The following is an 18490-nucleotide window of genomic DNA, read 5'->3' as shown; positions in this document are numbered from 1 at the left end:
GTTGGACAGTCAAGGAGAACTGAAACATGAAGAAGTTGATCCTGATCTTGGCACCCTTCATCGGCATTTTCTTGGGGATCGGTTCATCAGGTATCGCCCTGGCCGATTCATCCGCAAGAGTGACCGCTACGGGCGGGGGAGGTACGAGTGAACCTGGTGCTATCGTCATTGCTTGGAACCAGGAGCTGTTACACATCTTACAAAAGCCCGGGGCTCAGCCAGCCACCGTTCACCCGACTCGCAGCTTCGCCATGTTGCATGCAGCGATCTATGACTCCGTCGTCTCCATTACCCGGGACGCCCCTGCAGCTGTCTTCTTGCTAAACGCTCCGCACAGTGCGCAGCCAGACGCCGCAGCGGCCACAGCTGGCCATGACACCTTGGCGGCGCTCTACCCCAAGATGAAGGCAGCGCTCGATCAACTGCTCGCCGGCGAACTCTCCAAGATCCCGGATGGAGCTGGCAAGCAGGAGGGAATCCAGGTTGGTCACGTCATCACCGAGCGCCTGCTGGCCATTCGCGCTCATGACGGTTCTGCTGCTACACCGCCACCCTTCGTGCCAGGCAACCAGCAGGGAAACTACCGACCCACACCGCCAAAATTCGCAGCACCTGTTTTCACCCACTGGGCGAAAGTGACCCCTTTTGTGCTGCATACGGCAGCACAGTTTCGCCCGGGACCACCTCCGGCACTGACCAGCCGTGCTTACGCGCAAGCGCTGAACGAGGTGAAGAGCTTGGGTCAAAACAGCAGCAAGACACGGACAGTCGACCAGACCGTGGCCGCAAAGTTCTGGGCGGGGCCAATCTGGAACACGTGGAATGAGGTGGCCGAGAAGGCCGCTCTCATTCACCGGACGAACCTGGAGCGCACCGCACGCCTGTTCGCGGCTCTCAACTTATCCCTCGCCGATAGCACAATCGCCTTCTATGACACTAAATACCACTACGAGCTGTGGAGACCTATCACAGCAATCCGCAAGGCCAACACAGTTGGAAATTCACTGACAATCGGCGACCCTACCTGGACGCCGCTCGCCATCACCGCACCTGATCCCTCTTATTCGGGTGCTCACAGCACGATAAGCGCGGCTGCAGCGACCGTACTATCTGGCTTCTTCGGGAACCAGGATCACGTCCGAGTAACCTCTGACGTGCTACCAGGCACCGTTCGAACCTTTGCCAGCTACACGGACGTTGCGAAGGAGGCGGGCCTGAGCCGGATCTTCGCGGGACAGCACACTCGGCTCGATCACGAGTCGGGCACAGCGCTCGGGCACAACATTGCGCAATTTGTGCTCTCCCACTTCTCGGTACGTGTGCCTAAATGATGGAGTTTTCAACAACAATAGTCCTGGTCGGTCTCTCCCTCCGTAGGTCGGTTGGTAATGGATCCTTCGCTAAGGGTAGAACATTGGAGATACACATTGGGGGCTTGATCTATCCTCTCTCTATAACTCACCCCTTAGCGATAGGTCCATTACCGTTAAGGTAGCATAAATGCTATCGTTTCGAGTCATGAAGCGCTGAAGCGGCTCTTTATCAAACCGCGCCAGAAGACCCCTGTTTCAAAACAGGGGTCTTCTGGCGCGGTTTGATGAATGGCGCGTTCCTTTTGTGGGGGAGAGAGGATGGAAAGAGGTATTGCCTTTTTACACCGTAACTGCTACAATGTAACGTATGAAACAGAAACGCGCTTTCAAGTATCGGGTGTATCCCACACCAGAACAGCGGCAGATGCTTGCTCAGACCTTTGGGTGTTGTCGTTTCGTCTATAACTGGGCATTGCGCAAGAAAACCGATGCCTATTACAAGGACCATCAGCGACTCTACTATAAAGAGTTGAGTATCCTGTTGACTGACTTGAAAAAGCAAGAAGAGACGCACTGGTTGAACGAGGTTTCCAGTGTGCCATTGCAGCAAGCTCTTCGTCACCTGGACAAAGCGTTTCTCAACTTCTTTGAAGGACGGGCCAAGTACCCGACCTTCCACAAAAAGCGAAACGCGCAATCGGCCACCTATACAGCAAATGCCTTCACCTGGCGCAATGGCTCTCTTACGCTTGCCAAGATGAGCGAACCTCTCCAGATGGTGTGGTCGCGTCCTTTGCCAAACGATGCAATCCCTTCGAGTGTGACCATCTCCAAAGATGCGGCTGATCGCTACGCGCATCTCTCTGCTGGTAGAAGAGGACATTGCGCATCTGCCTTCCAATGAGAAGGCCATAGGTGCTGATCTTGGGCTGAAATCCTTTGTGGCCTTGTCCTCTGGGGAAATTGTTGGCAACCCCAGATTCTTCGCCAAAGATGAGAAGCATCTGGCACGTGCTCAGAGACGACATGCCAAGAAGAAAAAAGGCAGCAAGAACCGAGACAAGGCACGCAAGAAGGTTGCGCGTCTTCATGCCCATATCGCTGATCGACGCCGTGATGCGCCTGCACAAGCTCTCGACACGACTGATCCGTGAAAACCAAACGATCTGTGTCGAGTCGCTGGCAGTCAAGAACATGGTCAAGAATGAGAAGCTCGCCAAAGCGATAAGCGATGTCGGATGGTCTGAGTTTGTGTCCCAATTGGAATACAAAGCCGACTGGTATGGTCGAACCCTGGTCAAGATTGATCGGTGGTACCCTTCCAGTAAGCGCTGCTTCGAGTGCGGTCATCTTCTCGACGCTCTCACGCTTGATGTCCGTGAATGGACCTGCCCTGAATGTGGTGTCCATCACGACCGTGACATCAATGCAGCAAACAATATCCTTGCCGTGGGACTCACGGTTCATGCCTGTGGAGAGAGCAGAAGACCTGGAGCGGTGAAAACCAAACCAGGCAGTTCTCGACGAAGCAGGAAAGCCTCGAAGTGATTCGAGGAATCCCCCGGCTTGAGCCGTGGGGAGGATGTCAATCCCATCCCTCTCGTGCCATTGTCGCCTAAGAGAAGTCCTCATCAACAACTAATTATTTCTCGCCTACTTACAGGGATTCTCTGCGCCATTGACTTGCACTTTTGTTTATGTTATCTATTGAATTATACTATTTAATATAATTTGTAGTTGTGCTTGTATTCATACAAAGATCGCAAAATATATACTCCTCCTTTCGTGTACGACAAGAAGTGACAAAGAAAAAGGAGTTCCGATGAATACGCAATCGCACACCACATCGAATCCCAGTGGCGAGGCAAGCCCAGATGCGCAAGTAGCAGGTGGGCTTGCCTCACATGCTGTGCCGCGCAAGAAAAAAGATGTAGACTACGTCTTTTATGAGTTGACACGCAGCATTTGTCCGGAATGTCGCCGAGTTATTGATGCGCATATACTTTTGCGCGACAATAAGGTGTACATGCGCAAGCGCTGCCCTGAACATGGTACATTCGAAGGGTTGGTTTATAGTGATGCCAAAGCGTACATGGAGAACGCTCGCTTCAATAAACCCGGCACTATCCCGCTTGCGTTTTCTACCGAGATTCAGCATGGCTGTCCATACGACTGTGGTCTCTGCCCCGATCACCAACAACATGCCTGCCTTGGTATCATTGAGGTCAACAGTGCGTGTAATATGGACTGCCCGTTGTGTTTCGCCGATGCTGGTGCAGGTTTCAATCTGACCTTAGAAGAGGTCGAGGGCATCCTGGATCACCTTGTGGAAACGGAGGGTAACCCGGAGGTTGTGCAGTTCTCAGGCGGTGAACCGTCTATTCATCCGCAGATTATCGAGATGATGTGGGCGGCCAAAAAACGCAACATCAGGCACGTTATGCTCAATACCAATGGGAAACGAATCGCCGACGATGATGCGTTTCTGCAACAATTAAGTGAGTTACATCCATCGGTGTATTTCCAGTTTGATGGTTTTGAAGCCGAGACCTATCGTATTATCCGTGGCGAGCCAGATATATTGCCGCAGAAGTTGCGCGCATTGGATCGGTTAGCCGAGATTGGAGCGAACGTTGTACTGGTGCCAGCAATTGATCGCTACGTCAATTTGCACGAGGTGGGTGCGATTGTCGAATTTGGCATGAAGCATCCAGCGGTACGTGGCATTAATTTCCAGCCCGCTTTCCAATCAGGTCGTCATGGAGAGCATGATCCCATGCAGCGCTTGACGATCCCTGATATCCTGAGAGCCCTGGAGGAGCAAACGAGCGGTACATTGATGGTGTCAGATTTTGTGCCGGTGCCCTGTTGTTTTCCCACCTGTAACTCCGTCACTTATGTGCTCAATGATGGAGATACCGTCCTTCCAATGACACGAATATTGAATGTAGAAGATTATTTGGACTATATTACCAATCGCGCTGTGCCTGATCTTTCGGAAGAGGTCAAATTATCGCTTGAAGGTTTATGGTCTTCTTCCGCCGTTCCTGGTTCGGACAAAGCCGCGCAGCAATTTGCTCTTTCGTGTGCAGCCTGTGAGCTTCCTGATGGGCTAGATCTGGGCACATTTGCCCAGAATATCTTCATGATTATGCTTCAGGATTTTATGGATCCATGGACGTTTAATCAAAAAAACCTGATGAAATGCTGTAAAGAGATTCTGCTGCCCGATGGCAAACAAATCCCGTTTTGTGCCTATAACAATGTTGGCTATCGAGAGCAGGCACGTCTCCAGCTTCAGGCACGCGAACGTGAGCGCAACAAGGCCAGGCGCGCAGGCATTCCCTATGCACCGGCCCCCTTGACCTTCACTTTTGAGCAGAAGCAGCAAAACGACGTCATCCAGGTGATGCCACCTGGAAAAGGACTGGCGCATGAACCCAGAGCATGAGACCCATGATACTATCGATAGCGCAGAGCTGAAAACGTGTTGCGCGAATGCCTACCAGAGCGATCTGGCGCGCGTCCTGCTGGGCGACTCGTTTCACCCTGGTGGAGTCAAACTGACGGAACATCTTGGCCGGCTACTCGGCTTGAGTCCCCAACAGCGTGTCCTCGATATCGCATCGGGACAGGGCAAGAGCGCGATCACGTTCGCGCAGCGTTTTGGCTGCCAGGTACTCGGGATCGATTATGGCCATGAAGCTGTCCACAAGGCAATGCAGGCAGCGAAGGCAGCAGGAGTTGCTCATCTGGTGTCCTTCCAGCAGGGTGATGCCGAACGTCTTCCGGTCCCGGAGTGTACCTTTGACGCTGTGATGTGTGAATGTGCCTTTTGCACGTTTCCAGACAAACCGACCGCAGCCGCAGAGTTTATGCGTGTGTTGAAACCTGGTGGACGTGTGGGATTAAGTGATCTGACACGTACTGGGAGGGTCCCGGAGGATCTGCAAGGACTGCTTGCCTGGATAGCCTGTATTGCAGATGCTCAACCGATTGAGGAATATATGCGTTACCTCACCGATGCAGGGTTGAGCATCGACCTGGTGGAAACACATGACGACGCCCTCGTTGAAATGGTGCAGCAGATTCAAGGGAAATTGTTGGGTGTAGAATTGCTCGCACGAATCAAGAAAATCGAGCTTCCATCCGCCGTTGATTTTGAGCAAGCAAAAGCGCTAGCGAAATCGGCATCCACAGCAATTCGGGCACGTCAGTTCGGATATGTGGTGATAACGGCAGGCAAGCCGGCCTGAAGGGAGGATATTGGCTTGCCTGGAGTGTGCCATCTACCAGTTCGAACGACGCAGCCAACTGTGCCTGGAGATAGCCAGCAACAATGGGGTTGCTTCAAGCAGGTGTGATAAACGTTTCCAAGGAATCATGCCAGATATTGACAACTGGAGATATCTCTGGTAGAGTTTTGTTAGAAAGAATGTTCTTGCATGAAACGCCAAGAGAGAGGTTCACCGACACGAAGGACGTGTTGTCGGAATGGAAGGAGGCACCAGGTGCAGTTGGTCGAACGACATCTCATTCGTCATCAGGATGCACGCTTTGCCGTCATTGATCGAGCAGCCTTTGCCTCCAAGAACCTCTATAACCAGGCCAATTACCAGATCCGACAAGCCTTCATTCACGAGGGAACCTACCTGCCCTACGCTGCCATCTTCCATCGCTTGAAACACCACGAGGCCTATTGTGCCCTCCCTCGCAAAGTCAGTAATGCCATCCTCATTCAGCTCCACCACAACTGGGTCAGCTTTTTTGATGGGATGGAGGCTTACCGCGAAGACCCCTCTCCCTTCACGGGACGCCCCAAGATCCCTGGCTATCAAGACAAGACCAAGGGCCGTTTCCTGCTCATCTACGAGAAAAAAGCCCTGGGCAAGAGGGTATTCAAGCGCACAGGCAAGCTGGTCCCATCAGGACTTCCCATTGAGATAGCAACTCAGATCACCTGGGAAGCCATCAGGCAGGTTCGCATCGTTCCACGCGCTGATGGCTACATGCTGGAGGTCGTCTATGAGCAGGAGATCCAACCGGCTGCGGTCACCCCACAGCTTCGGGCAGCCGTGGATGTAGGTGTCAACGTGCTCGCAGCCATCACCAGCGACAAACCTGGTTTTGTGCCTCGTCTGGTGAGTGGCAAACCCCTCAAAAGCCTGAATCAGTGCTACAACAAAGAGCGCGCTAAGCAGCAGCAACGCCTCGCGCATGAGAACCGATACACCTCGCGCCAGTTGGATCGTGTGACGACGAAGCGCAATCGCCGTGTGGATGCGTATCTGCACACGGCCAGCCGTCGGATCATTGATCTGCTGGTGAGCGAAGGCATCGGAACGCTGGTGATTGGCAAGAATCCCTTGTGGAAACAAGAGGTGAGTATGGGACGCAGGAACAACCAGCAATTTGTGCAGCTTCCCCATGCTCGTTTCATTGAGCAGTTGACCTACAAAGCGCACCTGGTGGGGATCAGAGTCATCCTTCAGGAAGAAAGTTATACCAGCAAGGCCAGTTTTCTGGACGGCGACCCCATCCCAACCTATGAGGCCAACGCGGCTGAGAAGCCAGTGTTTTCAGGCAAGCGTCTTGCGCGCAGTTGGTATCGTGCCAGGGATGGACGCCTCATTCATGCCGATATCAACGGATCGTACAACATCTTACGCAAAAGTAGCTCCGACCCTTTGCAAGTGGGGCGAGGAGTAGCGGGAGCCGCAGTTCTCCCCAGACGGCTGGCCGTCTGAACGGATGACCTCTAGGCATAGAGGTCATCATTTTAAGATACTGTAATGCCTGTTTCCAATGCTCTGCGGTGACAAGATCGTACCCCTTTTTCCGTAAGAAGCTGGCAATCTTCTCTTGTATCCGCTCTTCACCAATAGCGACCAGAATTGGTGCTTGTGTTTTTCCAAACAGTTCTGTCATGGCTGCGCTCTTCCTCTCTGCGCCAATATAGGTTGGTGCCAAGAACCATCACCGTCCTTACAAAAAGTTGGGCTTGAAAGCCCCCGCGATTCCATCCGGGGGATGAAAAGCCGTTCCTTGTTTGGGGGGGAGGTGGGGGAGCAATCGAGGATGGTTTCTCCAAACTTGACAGGAGCCGCTGGTTGTAGCACACTTGTTCTAACTTGCCGTGATCGGCACCGCGCTCTCGTCGGTGGTCGACATTCCCAGCAACGGGACTGATGCGGGGGTGAGTCGGACGAGAGAACCTCGTCTTCCCCCTGTGGGAACGCGAGACTGGACGATGCGGCGAAAACGGTGCTGATCGGGCCGGGACGCGATCGTTTTGCGCAGATGGCAGGGGACGTGAGCTTTTGCATGTGCACCCCGTGCAAAAAGACAGAGAGAGGCTGAGCACCCCATGAAGCGAGCCCGCGACCCCAACGTTTCTCCTCGAAGTGCCCCTGTGCGTGGACTGGAGCCAGGAGCAGCGCTTGCGCGCTCACTTGGAGGCTGCTCGGCAGCTGTATAACGCGCTGCTTGGAGAAGCCAACAAGCGACTCAGGCGGATGCGTAACGATCCTGCCTGGAGCAAAGCCTGTGCCATTCCTCGTACTCACAGGCAAGAACGAACTCAGGCGTTTTCTCATGTGCGCACAAAGCATCACTTTTCGGAGTACGCCCTGCATGAGTACGCCAAACGTGCTCGTGCCTCCTGGATCGCTGATCACATTGACAGTACCATGGCACAAACACTGGCAAGCCGGGCGTATCACGCGGTAGAGTAGCGTCTGTGTGGGCAAAGCCAAACGAGTCCGCTTTCGCAGTCAAGGGCGCGGCATCGATAGCGTCGAGGGCAAGCGCAACGATGTTGGCCTGCGCTTTCTCCTTGACCCAGGTGTGGGCGATGGAGGCTTTCTCCTCTGGAATACAGAAGTGATCCCGGCGATCATCGACTGGCGTGATCCTGTTGTCCAGCATGGTCTGCACCACCCCATCAAGTATGTGCGCCTGGTCCGCCGCAAAGCCTCCTCTCCACGAGCACAGGGCGCTGACCATGACGGCAACCGCTATGTCGTGCAACTGGTCGCGAGAGGGTCATGCGTTCGTCAAGCCCAAGCACATGGAGGGAAGAACCGATACGATTGGTTTGGATATTGGCCCCTCCACGCTGGCGATTGTCCCGCGCGATGGCGACGCCGATCTTGTGGCGTTCTGTGAGGGGCTGGTTCCTGATGCTCAACAAAAGCGGCGCTTGCAACGCAGGATGGAACGACAGCGCCGTGCAAACAATCCAGGAAACTACGACGAGATGGGACGCATCAAGAAACAGGGCAAAGCACGCTTGCCCTGGAAAGAGAGCAAGAGGTATCAAGCAACCTGGAGACAGCATGCCAACCTGGAGCGCAGACTCGCCGCGCACCGCAAAAATCTCCATGGCAACCTCGCGCATCGCATTGCCCAGGTGGGTAATACCATCACCATCGAAAAAACCTCGTTCAAAGGATGGCAGAAGCAGTATGGCAAGAGTATCGGACTTCGCGCCCCAGGGCTGTTTCTAGCGCATTTGGCCCGCATAGTTGCAAAAACTGGCGGCACCCTGGGCGAAGTTTCTGCTTTCAAGACCAAACTGAGTCAGTATTGCCATCACTGTGGGCGATATGTGAAGAAACCGAGATCACAACGCTGGCACCACTGCCCTTGCGGCTTAGGGCCGGTGCAACGCGATTTGTACTCGGCCTTTTTGCTGGCCCACCTGGAACCGGAACACACCATCCTCTCTGTCACCCAGCACGTCTGGGAAGGTGCGGAGCCGCGCCTGCGAGCCGTGATGGAGGGGCTGCAACAACGTGCGAATGAGGGGCAAGTGCTGCCCCGAAGCATGGGCGTGCTGGCTTCTGGGAAAGCTGTCCGTGCCGGAGCGCGTCGGCTCGAAAGTCCTGCTTATCCCCACCAAGAGCCTTGTTCTCCGTCAGGTGAGCAAGGAAACGGTGGGTGAGCAACAGGAACCCCCGCGCATTCATGCCGGGGAGGTTTCAGATCTTGTGACTCAAGAAAGAGGCGGAATGTGGGTACATACTCCACTAGTTGTCCATCAAAGAGAACACCTGTTGTGTCAGCCATACGGCGTGCCTGGTGGGGATTGGACGTTGTCAGGATAATGGTCATCTCCTGCCCTAGCGTTTGGAGCAATGTCTCGATCTGATAGGTTGCGGCTGGATCAAGGAGGCTACAAGGCTCATCCAGCAAGAGGACATCAGGTTCTAGAGCAAGAGCGCGTGCCAGACAAAGTAATTGCTGCTGTCCCGCCGCCAGATGGAGCGCATGCTGTGTGAGCCTCTCTTTGACGTCGTGCCACAAGCCAACACGCTGCAGGGTCTGTTCAACACGCTCATCGAGTTGGCGCTTGCGATACCCATATCGAAGACGGAGGCCATAGGCCACATTTTCATAAATTGAGCGTGGAAACGGGTTCGGGCATTGGCAGACCATACCCACTCGCTGACGCAGAAGCATAATTTCAGTACTATTGCGCCCATAGAGGGAAAGATCTTCACCATCGAGAAGGACATTTCCCTCGATACGTACATCAGAGAACAGGTCGTAGGTGTGATTGAGAACGCGTAACAAGCTGGATTTTCCGCTCCCTGACGAGCCAAGAAAGGCCGTAATCCCATAGCGCTCAATATCCACGCTGACATGAAATACCCGTTGTGTTCGCCCGTAGAAGACGTTGAGATCACGAATTTCAAACTGGGGTGTTGTGCGTGACATCTCCGGGTCCCTTTCCTGCACTTATGGTACCAACTAGAATGCGCAATGACGCGCATTCTGGTCTCTGCTTCTCCTATGGTCTCTGATATTATAAACGCCTTTACTTGACGGCTGTGTTGCGAAAAGAAAGCTGATTCGTTAGAGTGGGCAAAAAAGAGCAGAAAAGGACTCGTTATGACAGAGCAGCAGCCGTTCAAATGGCGTCATTTCCAAGCCGACATCATTCTCCTTTGCGTGAGATGGTATCTGCGTTATGCGCTCAGTTATCGTGATCTCGAAGAACTTATGCAGGAACGAGTCTTACAAGTGGATCACACAACCATCTACCGTTGGATCCAGCGCTCTGCCCCCGAGTTGGAGAAGCGCTGCCGACTCCATCTCAAAAAGACGACAGATTCCTGGCGTGTGGACGAGGCCTATGTGAAGATTAAAGGGGCATGGATGTACCTCTACCGCGCAGTAGACACTCGAGGAAACACCTTAGAATTTTGCTGCGTGCGACCCGTGATGCACAAGCAGCCAAGCGTTTTTTTGCGAAAGCGCTCAAGCCCTCCCACATGGTGACTCCCCGCGTCATCACGGTCGATAAAAACGCGACCTATCCTAAAGCCTTCAAGGAGTTGAAGGCTGCAGGGGCTTTTGCAGCTTCTTGTGAATTTACGACAGAGCAAATATCTGAACAATCTGGTCGAACAAGATCACCGCTTCATCAAACGACTGGTGAAGCCAGGAATGGGATTCTTTTCGTGCAAGACTGTGTGGAATACGTTACAAGGATACGAAAGTATGAATATGCTTCGGAAAGGACAGGTGTATGGAGTGGAAAAGGGGAACATCACTGAGCAGGTCACGTTCATCGCCAGTTTGTTTGGGTTGGTCGCCTAAGCTCAACTGACAACGAGACTTCATATCCATCGTGTCCCCTCGTAAATCTTTGCAACACAGCCCGAAAAGGCAACAATGCCGTATATAGAGGTGCAACTATCGTCGCGTTTGCCGCTTATCCGCTTAAAAGTTGATGCTCGCAGAAAAGAAACCAGGGAGCACAAGTATTGCTTCCTGGTCTGTGTGAGTTCTATCCCTGGTTACTCTCAGTTAACTCGTAGATACTTGGAAGAAAGGCGGCTTAATCGCTCTTCCAGTGAGCTTATAAACTGCTCGAGGCCACTCAACCGATATTCGTACTTTTCGTAAGATGGATAAAGGTCTGTACCATGCCGGCGAGATACCCTGGCGCGAGGTCCTGGTCTCGGGTCACGCCCTCTCGGCCGAGCGCTCAAAGATCTCAAAGTCCAAGGGAAATAGCCATGCGGGCGGACCACTGGAACTGGTTGAGCGCGAGTCGGCGGACGCGCTGCGTTACTGGGCGATCTCTATCAAGCCGGGCCTGGATACGCCTTTTCATCCCGAGCTGATTGTCAATGGCCGCCGCCTGGTCACGAAGCTCTGGAACGCATCCCGCTTTGCCGCGCGTCACCTACAGGAACTCTCGCCCGAGGAGATGACCTCTACGCCCGAGCCGAATGGACTCCTGTCAACGGATCGCTCCAGGGGAAAGGCTGTTGCCACAGCCCAAAAGATGAAGCAGAGGAATAGCACAGGAATACCACCAAAGACGATGGCGATATCAACCCAATCGTGAAAGGTGCATTCGCGGCTATTTGTTTGCCGCTGGGGTTGTCCCTGTACGTGCTCCGTCATTTGTCTGCCTTTCTAAATCTACTCAAATGTGCTTATGCACCCTCGAATAGATTCAATTGCTGCACTTGGCCCTCACAGGAAGTCCCCATGACTTCTACGCCGCTTTGGGTCGCCTGCAGCACATCGCGCTCAGGACGAGCCTGAGTGTATGGCCCTCGCCGGGCAAGGAACCTCGTCAAGATGTTGTGAGCACTATTCTCATCTCGATCCATGACGAGTCCACATTCCGCGCACTGATACGTTCTTTTCCACAGGGGCATGGCGTGCAGATTTCCACAGCCACTACACTGCTTGGACGTGTTGCGCTCATCTACGAATTGAAGCTCTTTCCCATACCTCTGGCATTTATATTTGAGCATCTGGACAAAGGCATACAAGCCCCAGTCGTTATAGACTGCCCGATTGAGCGCCTTGTTGCGCTCCTGATGCTCTTTCATGACCATCTGCCGCTGAGAAAGATCGCCCACGACGACAGTTCTCTCAACCAATCGCCGTGCGATGAGATGCGACGCCTTGTGCAGGCTATCGCGCTGTTTGTTGCGCTTCCTCTGCGAAACGCGCTTGTACACCTTGCTCAGATGAAGATAACGACGCGACTTCTTCTTGCACTTGCTGCGTTTCGAGCGAAGCCGATCCAACTGTTTGTTGTACCAACGCGAGCCTTTGAACCCACCGATGTGATAGATCCGGCCCTCTTCCGTGACCCCAGTTGCCAGCGTCTTGATGCCCAGATCGAAGGCCACAGTGTTGCCATCGCGTTTGGCTTGCTCGGGCTCTCGGTAGCTGAAAGAGGCGTAGTAGTTGCCTCGGCCATCGCGACTGATGGCCACCTCTCGAAAGCCTTCGGGAGGTTCTTCGGTGAGGTGAGCACGGATGGCAGGAAAGCGTTTGTGCTTGCCCTTGCCTCCTGTGGGCAACATGAGCATGTTTCCCTCAAGCGTGAGATACATCGCCGGATGACAGAGGGTAAAGAAGCCATGGCGAGGGCGCACGCGGGGAAAGCCTGGGGTTTCCCCATTGGCGACGCGACGAAAGAAGGCTCGCATGGCCCCATCCAGGCGATAGTACACTTCCGCAAGCAACTTTCCATAGACCTGATTAAGTTCAGGATCATAGGCACGGCTCTCGGCCAACGTTTTCTTGCAGGCGTTGAAGCGCCACTTCTCTCCGTCTCGCAGTTTCATCACCCACCAATTGTAGAGGCCTCTGCATTTTCCTTGCATGAACTCAAGGGTGGCCATGTCTTGCTCGCTGAGGTCAAGTTTGATCTTTTTGCACAGGAGCATGAAACCCCCTTCCCTTTCAACACCACACTGAAAGATCGACTTCGCCTCTTTCGCTAGAAACGTCAGATACCATGGATTAGAACACTTTTTCTTATCTGGTGCATGTAGCATACCATGATATCTTCTCTCTGTCAACGCCTCCAAAGGTGGACAACAAGCACACCTTCGACCAGAGTCGCGCACATTTTCGATTGCTGTTCTTACGCTTCTTTCCAGGGAATGTTCTTCTGCTCCTTTGTCATGTGTACTCTTATACGTCTATTTCGTCTGAATACCAGGATTGGTACCGTGAACAGCACTCCAATCACGATATAGGCAGCAAGAGGGAGAAACGTACTCACTATATTGGCCTGCTGGGGCGTTGTGCCAATGACCGGAGGATTCAAGCCGGTGATGATGAATTGAGGATTGCCACCGACATTGAACGTCGTCATAAGCTGTCGTCCTGGAATATCGAGCATGGCAACGGATCCTCCCTGCAGGGCGACCAGCCCAAGCTGCCCATCACTCGTAATAGCGACCGAATTGGGCGCTGATCCAAGTGCGATCGTACGTTCAGGCTCTTTGGGCGTGGAGAAGCCAGGCGTCACCGGAGCAAGCACGTCAAGTTGCCGGTGAAGATGGTCTGGGACGAAGACCTCACCGGTCTGCTCGTCAAAGTCCATCGGCCCATATTGTCCACCAGCGATGAGCGGCATGATCTCGTGCCTGACAAGGCCAACCGCTAGAACACTGCCCTGGCGGGTCGTGAGGTAAGCGGCTGACCCTGGCGGAATGGAGAGATAGTGCGGTCCGCCAGGCACATCGATGCTGCTGACTGCGCGACCATCATTCTCGCGAAATATCTCAAGATGGCTGGTGGTCGCAACCCAGATCTGATCGCTGTTGCTGCTGGTGTTGGTCGTGCTACTCACGGCTATTGCCAGTCCATAGACAGGCCCATCCGCCTGGAGTGAGCGTTTGAGGTTGCACGTGTTCGGGTCAAGAGCACTTACCCTGGAACTGCCATTGCCCGCGACATACAACGTATTTGAATTGCTGTCGAGGGCGAGCAACGCTGGTTGACCAGGTAAAGCGGCTTTGCAGATGACCGCACCCGTTGCCGCCGACAGGATAGCCACGTTCCCCTGCTGTGGTTGCGTCACATACAAGAAACGTCCATCCAGGCTCAAGAGCACCTCGTGAGGATCCCCCTGCGCCGGAAGGCTGCCTGCCACCTGTTGCTGAGCGATATCGATAACGCTGATGCCCTTCGTGGTTCCGGCGACATATGCCCGATTGGGGGCTCCACCGTCCGCATAGCTCGTCAGTGGTGTGAGGAGCAACAAGCAGAGACAGGCAAGGAAGGCTCCGCAAAAAGTGCGGTAAAAGTGTACTCGCATGGCGCTGTATAGTCCTGGCCTTTCCTATGGTTTGGGAGTGAGTGACATCCATGTTTGACTGGCCTGGTCAAAGTGAGAGACCTCTGTTGGATACGACAGCGTGAGGTAGACCTCTGACGCGTCATGTGCATCTGCCGCCAGGCCAAACAGGTTCCCCGCTATATGGGGCAAGGCCTGCCAGGATGTTCCTCCATCCGTACTCCGATACACGCCCGTGCCGGTCCTGCCATAGAGGACGTGTGGCTGCGTTGTGGAGGCGGTAAGTGAACTGTAGGCAATGCCTGCATTGGCGAGTTTGAAGGTTTCGCCACCATCAGTTGAAGCATAGACTCCCGCGTCTCCAGAGGCATAAAGAGGGTTGCCAGGTCCTGTAGAAACGACGCCGCCAAAAATGCCACCAGAAATACTCTGGATCTTTTTCCAGTGCCTGCCACCGTCAGTACTGCGCGCCATACCGTCGCTGCTGGCCGCCAGCAACTGTCCGGGTTCTCCTGGGAGCGCGAGGAGGGCTGTCAAGCTGCCAAAGGGGAGTGAACCGGTCGCATGAAAATGCGCTCCCGCATCTGTGCTGACCTCGAGACCGGCAGAGCCGAGTGCTGGGAGGTAGACATACACCTCGTCTGGTGTGTCATTGCCTGCTGCTACAAGATAAACATCTTGATTCGAGACCAGGCTCTGTGCTGTGATTGCCAATTTCCAACTACGGCCCTCGTCCGTGCTCGTATAGAGTCCGGGGATGCCTTTATGGGGACTGACGGCGGGCAGCGTCAATTCATACAGACGCTGCGAGTCGAGTGGACTGCTTGTTAGTGAGTACGCCATGAGACCATCCATAAGCTGACTAGAGCCGCCTGCGACCTCTGTCCAACGTGCACCGTCGTTCCCCGACCAGAATGTGCCATAGTGCGTTGCCAGGACCAGAACATGGTTCGGCAGGGCAAGCAATGCATGCGGGTGGTTCGCTCCTGTCCCAAAACCATTCACGCGTGTCGGCGCTGGTGGTGTACTCGTGGTATTACTGGACATCGCTCCACCACAAGCGGCTAAGAGGAGTAAGAGTGCGACAAACATGCTCTCTACTATCAAGTGTGAAGAACGTGTAGAGCACTTTTCTTTTGTGTACATAATGGCGGCTATCGCTTTGCCGCATCTCAAGAGATGACGTTCCTTCATGGTAAGGGCTTCTTCTACCTGTTTCTCCTGCATAGCAGGCGGCGTCCTTTGTCAAAGAAACAACGACACCGCCAAATGTGCAGGGACTTATCCTCAGTACGACGAAGTGATAGAGCTTCTATTGGTCTCAGCATAAAGACCTAAAGAGCCGTAGCCGGCATGAACAAAACAGCGACACAGAGCCTGCTTGAGATGCCTGAGCCTTGCACGAGCGAGTAGCAGTTCATGGTCTGGTCCCTTGTAAGAGCGCTCCTGTTGTCTGCATAAAAAGACGTTCCCCTTCATTCCTTTGGGGAGCCAGTTTGACCGTTTTTTGCACACTGCGCTTGGCCGCGCGAAGGAGGCAACTACAATGGGCTGGATGCCACCTGACGCCAAACTGTTGCTTGATCAACACTGCTACCCGAGCAGTGGTCCAGGCCTCGCCGCCAAACCCATAGTGCTCGGATCCTTTGGCCAGCAGGCCTGGCACATGGGCGCGTTATTCCTCAGTCAGTTTTGGTTGGGGGGCTGGAGGCGGCCGGTGGCGCAGCGCATCAGGACCATCTTTCTTCGCTCGACGCACCTATTGACTTACCGCGCCCTCAGCGACTCCCTGGGCCTCGGTGATCTCTTTCTGTTTCCAGCCTTGCTGATTCAGTTGCCAGGCACGCAATCTTCGGCCTTAGCGCCAATCTTTCGGAAGGGGTTCTTTCTTGCTCATGCCTCATTTCATCGGCTCGTACGGTTCTTCTCTTTAGATCCTCATGCCCAGGTCAATTACCTTTCTGAGACGCTCATCGTCTGACCAATATTCCGACCAAGCTTCATTCCCCCATAGATGGCAGGGAAAGCCAGAGCAACGGTCAGCACGATGCCCAGGATATTCAAGTTTGCCACTGTTTTCAGAATGGCTGTAGGGTTGACCAGGGTGAAAGGAATACACCCGATCAGAACCGCGCCACCCAGCATGAGGCTCAGCCACCGTCTGGAGAGGTTTTGCTTTCGTGCCATGTGCATGGCAATGTCAATCAGGATCGCACTTACTATAGATAGCATCGGCCAGCCGAGCGCAAGTACTGAAACCTGTGGGGGGGTAGACCTGTGGAGCGACTTGAACGTCAACTGTTCCACCTGCATCAGCCAGGTTATGGCAGGAGGCACAGCTAGTTGGCTGATGACCATAAAGAGAGCAACGACCCCGACAACGCTTGTGGCTGCCCACTTCCACGGGAGGGCATACGCAATAGCGAGCAGCAGCGTAGCGAGCAGCAGTCCCTGAAGCATGGGGAAAATGTTCACTGCGGTGAAACCCAGTTGGATAAACCTATTGGGGCTGATTCCCTGAGCGGTTAGAACATTGAACGTGGCCAGCGATGTTGCCATAGCCACCACCGCACTCACGTAAGCAACATCTTTTTCCTTGAATGCGTTGAGGTTCGTGGCCATGTTCGCAACCGAGACCAAGGTATACACCGCTCCCAGAGCCATAAGCCCCAGGCCAGCAATGGCCATAATGTGGAATGGGGCCCAGATGGCTACATCGACTCCATACAAGGTATGCCAGTATTGATCGACGGGGAAAGCTACTGCCATATTGAGGGCAGCATACCCACTGATATAGATACCCAATGGTGCGGCAAAGCGATTGGCGAAGGGCGTATATCGCTGCTGCATTGCCTGATTGTTCTTGACCCACTGCGTTTCGACGATGACAGCGACCAGAGCGCCGATGCCGCATACCGCGATTCCACTCAGCAGGAGGACGTGCGGTGGTGTCAGCGTCCGGTCACGCCCAACAAAGGTGTGCCACTGAACATCCCAACTCAGCGCAAAGAAACTGATGACCGCACCCAGCAGCGTCGTCAGTCCGCAGGTGAGTCGTAACCAGAGAAACGCATACAATGAGCGCGCTTGTGACGTGGAATTGCTCAGCGCGCTTGTGTTTCCAATGCTATGTTGTGCCATAGAAGTCTTTCCTTCTTCAAAAGTTCCTATGTCTCCTCTTCTCCTCAAAAAGGCCTGGATGGCGGTCCGCCTTGCAGCATGTTCGGGAGGAGCACCGAACAGAGCAGAAGGTTTTCTCCCTCCTTGAGCCTCATTGCCTCACAGGAGCACGGTCAGACGACCGCTTTATCGTGGCCCCCTGAGCATACGTGCTCTTCCTGAAGTTGGTATGAAGCGAAGATAAAGATTTAATAAAGGACTTTCGTCCAGGGTAAGGGCTTCTTTTACCTGTTTTTCCCGCATAGCAGGCGGCGTCCTTTGTCAAAGAAACAACGACACCGCCAAATGTGCAGGGACTTATCCTCAGTACGACGAAGTGATAGTGCTTCTCATTTCGGATGCATCCTCTGGTGCATCTGTTTGCAAAGACTCCTCCTGTGGAGCACGCTTTGGTTTTATGAAGTACTTCACCAGGAGAAAGGTGATCAGAACATAGAAGGGAATGAACCCTAAGAACCACCCGAGCCAGGTCGGCATGGGCGGAAGGGCTGTCGCTGCCACCGGGACATTGGCAACTCCCTGTCCGGCGGGACCGTCTACCTGGATTTGCAAGGTCCAGGGGCCCTGGACGGTAATTTCTGCTGCACCTTGTACGCCATTGCGCACCTTGGGATCAGCGCTAAAGGTTGCCCGGACCGGGTTCGCATCCACATGTGGGCCTGGCAAAGAATTAATATGAAAGGTCAGTGCACCGTCGATGGCTTGCTCTGGTGCAACAGCAAAGGGCAAGGCAAACCCGGCGTTAGCAGGATAGGTATACATGCTGACCGCCAGGTGATAGGGACCAGCTGTGACATGGTCAACACGTACCGGGGTTTTGCCTGGTATGGTTGCCGCTATCGAGTACGTGCCATCGATGAGGACCACTACTAATGCGATCACTCCTGCGAGAAGCAAGATCCGTTGAAGCATCATTTTTGGCATCGCG

Annotated in this window: 13 protein-coding genes and 3 pseudogenes; 9 read left to right on the top strand and 7 right to left on the bottom strand. The window is 53.9% G+C overall.

Going from position 1 to position 18490, the window contains the following annotated elements:
• The first annotated feature begins 26 nt into the window (after positions 1-26).
• From KRAC_RS04665 to KRAC_RS65320, 6 genes and pseudogenes are all read left to right on the top strand, one after another.
• Complete coding sequence (locus KRAC_RS04665) at positions 27-1331, top strand: vanadium-dependent haloperoxidase (RefSeq protein ID WP_007904883.1); 1305 nt, start codon at positions 27-29, stop codon at positions 1329-1331.
• A 349-nt stretch (positions 1332-1680) separates the two neighbouring features.
• Positions 1681-2861, top strand: a pseudogene (locus KRAC_RS79275) (RNA-guided endonuclease InsQ/TnpB family protein).
• Between the two features lie 274 nt (positions 2862-3135).
• The gene (locus tag KRAC_RS04655) at positions 3136-4764 is read left to right on the top strand and encodes a radical SAM protein (RefSeq protein ID WP_083814516.1); all 1629 of its coding nucleotides are present in this window, start codon (positions 3136-3138) and stop codon (positions 4762-4764) included.
• Positions 4748-5569, top strand: a complete 822-nt coding sequence (locus tag KRAC_RS04650) for a class I SAM-dependent methyltransferase (protein ID WP_007904878.1) — start codon at positions 4748-4750, stop codon at positions 5567-5569. Before KRAC_RS04655 ends, KRAC_RS04650 begins: the two co-directional genes overlap by 17 nt.
• A gap of 255 nt (positions 5570-5824) precedes the next feature.
• Positions 5825-7060: an RNA-guided endonuclease InsQ/TnpB family protein gene (locus KRAC_RS04645; RefSeq protein WP_007904877.1), complete on the top strand. Its 1236-nt coding sequence runs from the start codon at positions 5825-5827 to the stop codon at positions 7058-7060.
• Between the two features lie 657 nt (positions 7061-7717).
• A pseudogene (locus tag KRAC_RS65320) lies at positions 7718-9258 on the top strand (nuclease/transposase family protein).
• On the opposite strand, the gene KRAC_RS04625 reads toward KRAC_RS65320, so the two are convergent.
• On the bottom strand, positions 9204-10034 hold the full coding sequence (locus KRAC_RS04625; protein WP_007904876.1) for a phosphate ABC transporter ATP-binding protein: 831 nt from the start codon (positions 10032-10034) through the stop codon (positions 9204-9206). The pseudogene KRAC_RS65320 and the gene KRAC_RS04625 overlap by 55 nt on opposite strands.
• Positions 10035-10208: 174 nt before the next feature.
• Here KRAC_RS04625 and KRAC_RS04620 point away from each other — a divergent pair.
• Positions 10209-10919, top strand: a pseudogene (locus tag KRAC_RS04620) (IS6 family transposase).
• Positions 10920-11229: 310 nt separating this feature from the next.
• On the top strand, positions 11230-11676 hold the full coding sequence (locus KRAC_RS04615) for a class I tRNA ligase family protein (RefSeq protein WP_040441901.1): 447 nt from the start codon (positions 11230-11232) through the stop codon (positions 11674-11676).
• A 91-nt stretch (positions 11677-11767) separates the two neighbouring features.
• Here the strand turns inward: KRAC_RS04615 and KRAC_RS04610 are convergent, their stop codons facing one another.
• From KRAC_RS04610 to KRAC_RS79270, 4 genes are all read right to left on the bottom strand, one after another.
• A complete protein-coding gene (locus KRAC_RS04610; protein WP_157506307.1) occupies positions 11768-13021 on the bottom strand; it encodes an RNA-guided endonuclease InsQ/TnpB family protein in 1254 nt (417 codons plus the stop codon).
• Positions 13022-13221: 200 nt separating this feature from the next.
• Entirely contained in the window at positions 13222-14403 is a 1182-nt protein-coding gene (locus KRAC_RS04605; protein WP_007904874.1) for a YncE family protein, read from the bottom strand.
• 24 nt (positions 14404-14427) lie between these two features.
• On the bottom strand, positions 14428-15474 hold the full coding sequence (locus KRAC_RS04600) for a WD40/YVTN/BNR-like repeat-containing protein (RefSeq protein WP_244421961.1): 1047 nt from the start codon (positions 15472-15474) through the stop codon (positions 14428-14430).
• Between the two features lie 325 nt (positions 15475-15799).
• Positions 15800-15973, bottom strand: a complete 174-nt coding sequence (locus tag KRAC_RS79270; RefSeq protein ID WP_420795778.1) for a helix-turn-helix domain-containing protein — start codon at positions 15971-15973, stop codon at positions 15800-15802.
• Here KRAC_RS79270 and KRAC_RS70740 point away from each other — a divergent pair.
• A complete protein-coding gene (locus KRAC_RS70740; RefSeq protein WP_007904872.1) occupies positions 15929-16363 on the top strand; it encodes a hypothetical protein in 435 nt (144 codons plus the stop codon). The genes KRAC_RS79270 and KRAC_RS70740 overlap by 45 nt on opposite strands.
• On the opposite strand, the gene KRAC_RS04590 is transcribed toward KRAC_RS70740, so the two are convergent.
• Positions 16336-17523 (bottom strand): hypothetical protein, encoded by a 1188-nt coding sequence (locus KRAC_RS04590; protein ID WP_007904871.1) that lies wholly within the window; start codon positions 17521-17523, stop codon positions 16336-16338. The two genes, KRAC_RS70740 and KRAC_RS04590, sit on opposite strands and share 28 nt — an antisense overlap.
• 342 nt (positions 17524-17865) lie before the next feature.
• Entirely contained in the window at positions 17866-18486 is a 621-nt protein-coding gene (locus tag KRAC_RS04585; protein WP_007904869.1) for a hypothetical protein, read from the bottom strand.
• Positions 18487-18490 lie beyond the last annotated feature (4 nt).

It is taken from the genome of Ktedonobacter racemifer DSM 44963, from assembly GCF_000178855.1.
Lineage (GTDB): Bacteria > Chloroflexota > Ktedonobacteria > Ktedonobacterales > Ktedonobacteraceae > Ktedonobacter > Ktedonobacter racemifer.
Note: the sequence above shows the minus strand (reverse complement) of the source record. Positions and strands in the feature narration are given on the sequence as shown.

What these genes read in the sequence shown, in the direction of transcription:
- KRAC_RS04665 (WP_007904883.1), top strand. Translation starts at nt 27, where the DNA reads ATGAAGAAGTTGATCCTGATCTTGGCACCCTTCATCGGCATTTTCTTG.
- KRAC_RS04655 (WP_083814516.1), top strand. Translation starts at nt 3,136, where the DNA reads ATGAATACGCAATCGCACACCACATCGAATCCCAGTGGCGAGGCAAGC.
- KRAC_RS04650 (WP_007904878.1), top strand. Translation starts at nt 4,748, where the DNA reads ATGAACCCAGAGCATGAGACCCATGATACTATCGATAGCGCAGAGCTG.
- KRAC_RS04625 (WP_007904876.1), bottom strand. Translation starts at nt 10,034, where the DNA reads ATGTCACGCACAACACCCCAGTTTGAAATTCGTGATCTCAACGTCTTC.
- KRAC_RS04615 (WP_040441901.1), top strand. Translation starts at nt 11,230, where the DNA reads ATGGATAAAGGTCTGTACCATGCCGGCGAGATACCCTGGCGCGAGGTC.
- KRAC_RS04610 (WP_157506307.1), bottom strand. Translation starts at nt 13,021, where the DNA reads ATGCTCCTGTGCAAAAAGATCAAACTTGACCTCAGCGAGCAAGACATG.
- KRAC_RS04605 (WP_007904874.1), bottom strand. Translation starts at nt 14,403, where the DNA reads ATGCGAGTACACTTTTACCGCACTTTTTGCGGAGCCTTCCTTGCCTGT.
- KRAC_RS04600 (WP_244421961.1), bottom strand. Translation starts at nt 15,474, where the DNA reads ATGTTTGTCGCACTCTTACTCCTCTTAGCCGCTTGTGGTGGAGCGATG.
- KRAC_RS70740 (WP_007904872.1), top strand. Translation starts at nt 15,929, where the DNA reads ATGGGCTGGATGCCACCTGACGCCAAACTGTTGCTTGATCAACACTGC.
- KRAC_RS04590 (WP_007904871.1), bottom strand. Translation starts at nt 17,523, where the DNA reads ATGGCACAACATAGCATTGGAAACACAAGCGCGCTGAGCAATTCCACG.
- KRAC_RS04585 (WP_007904869.1), bottom strand. Translation starts at nt 18,486, where the DNA reads ATGCCAAAAATGATGCTTCAACGGATCTTGCTTCTCGCAGGAGTGATC.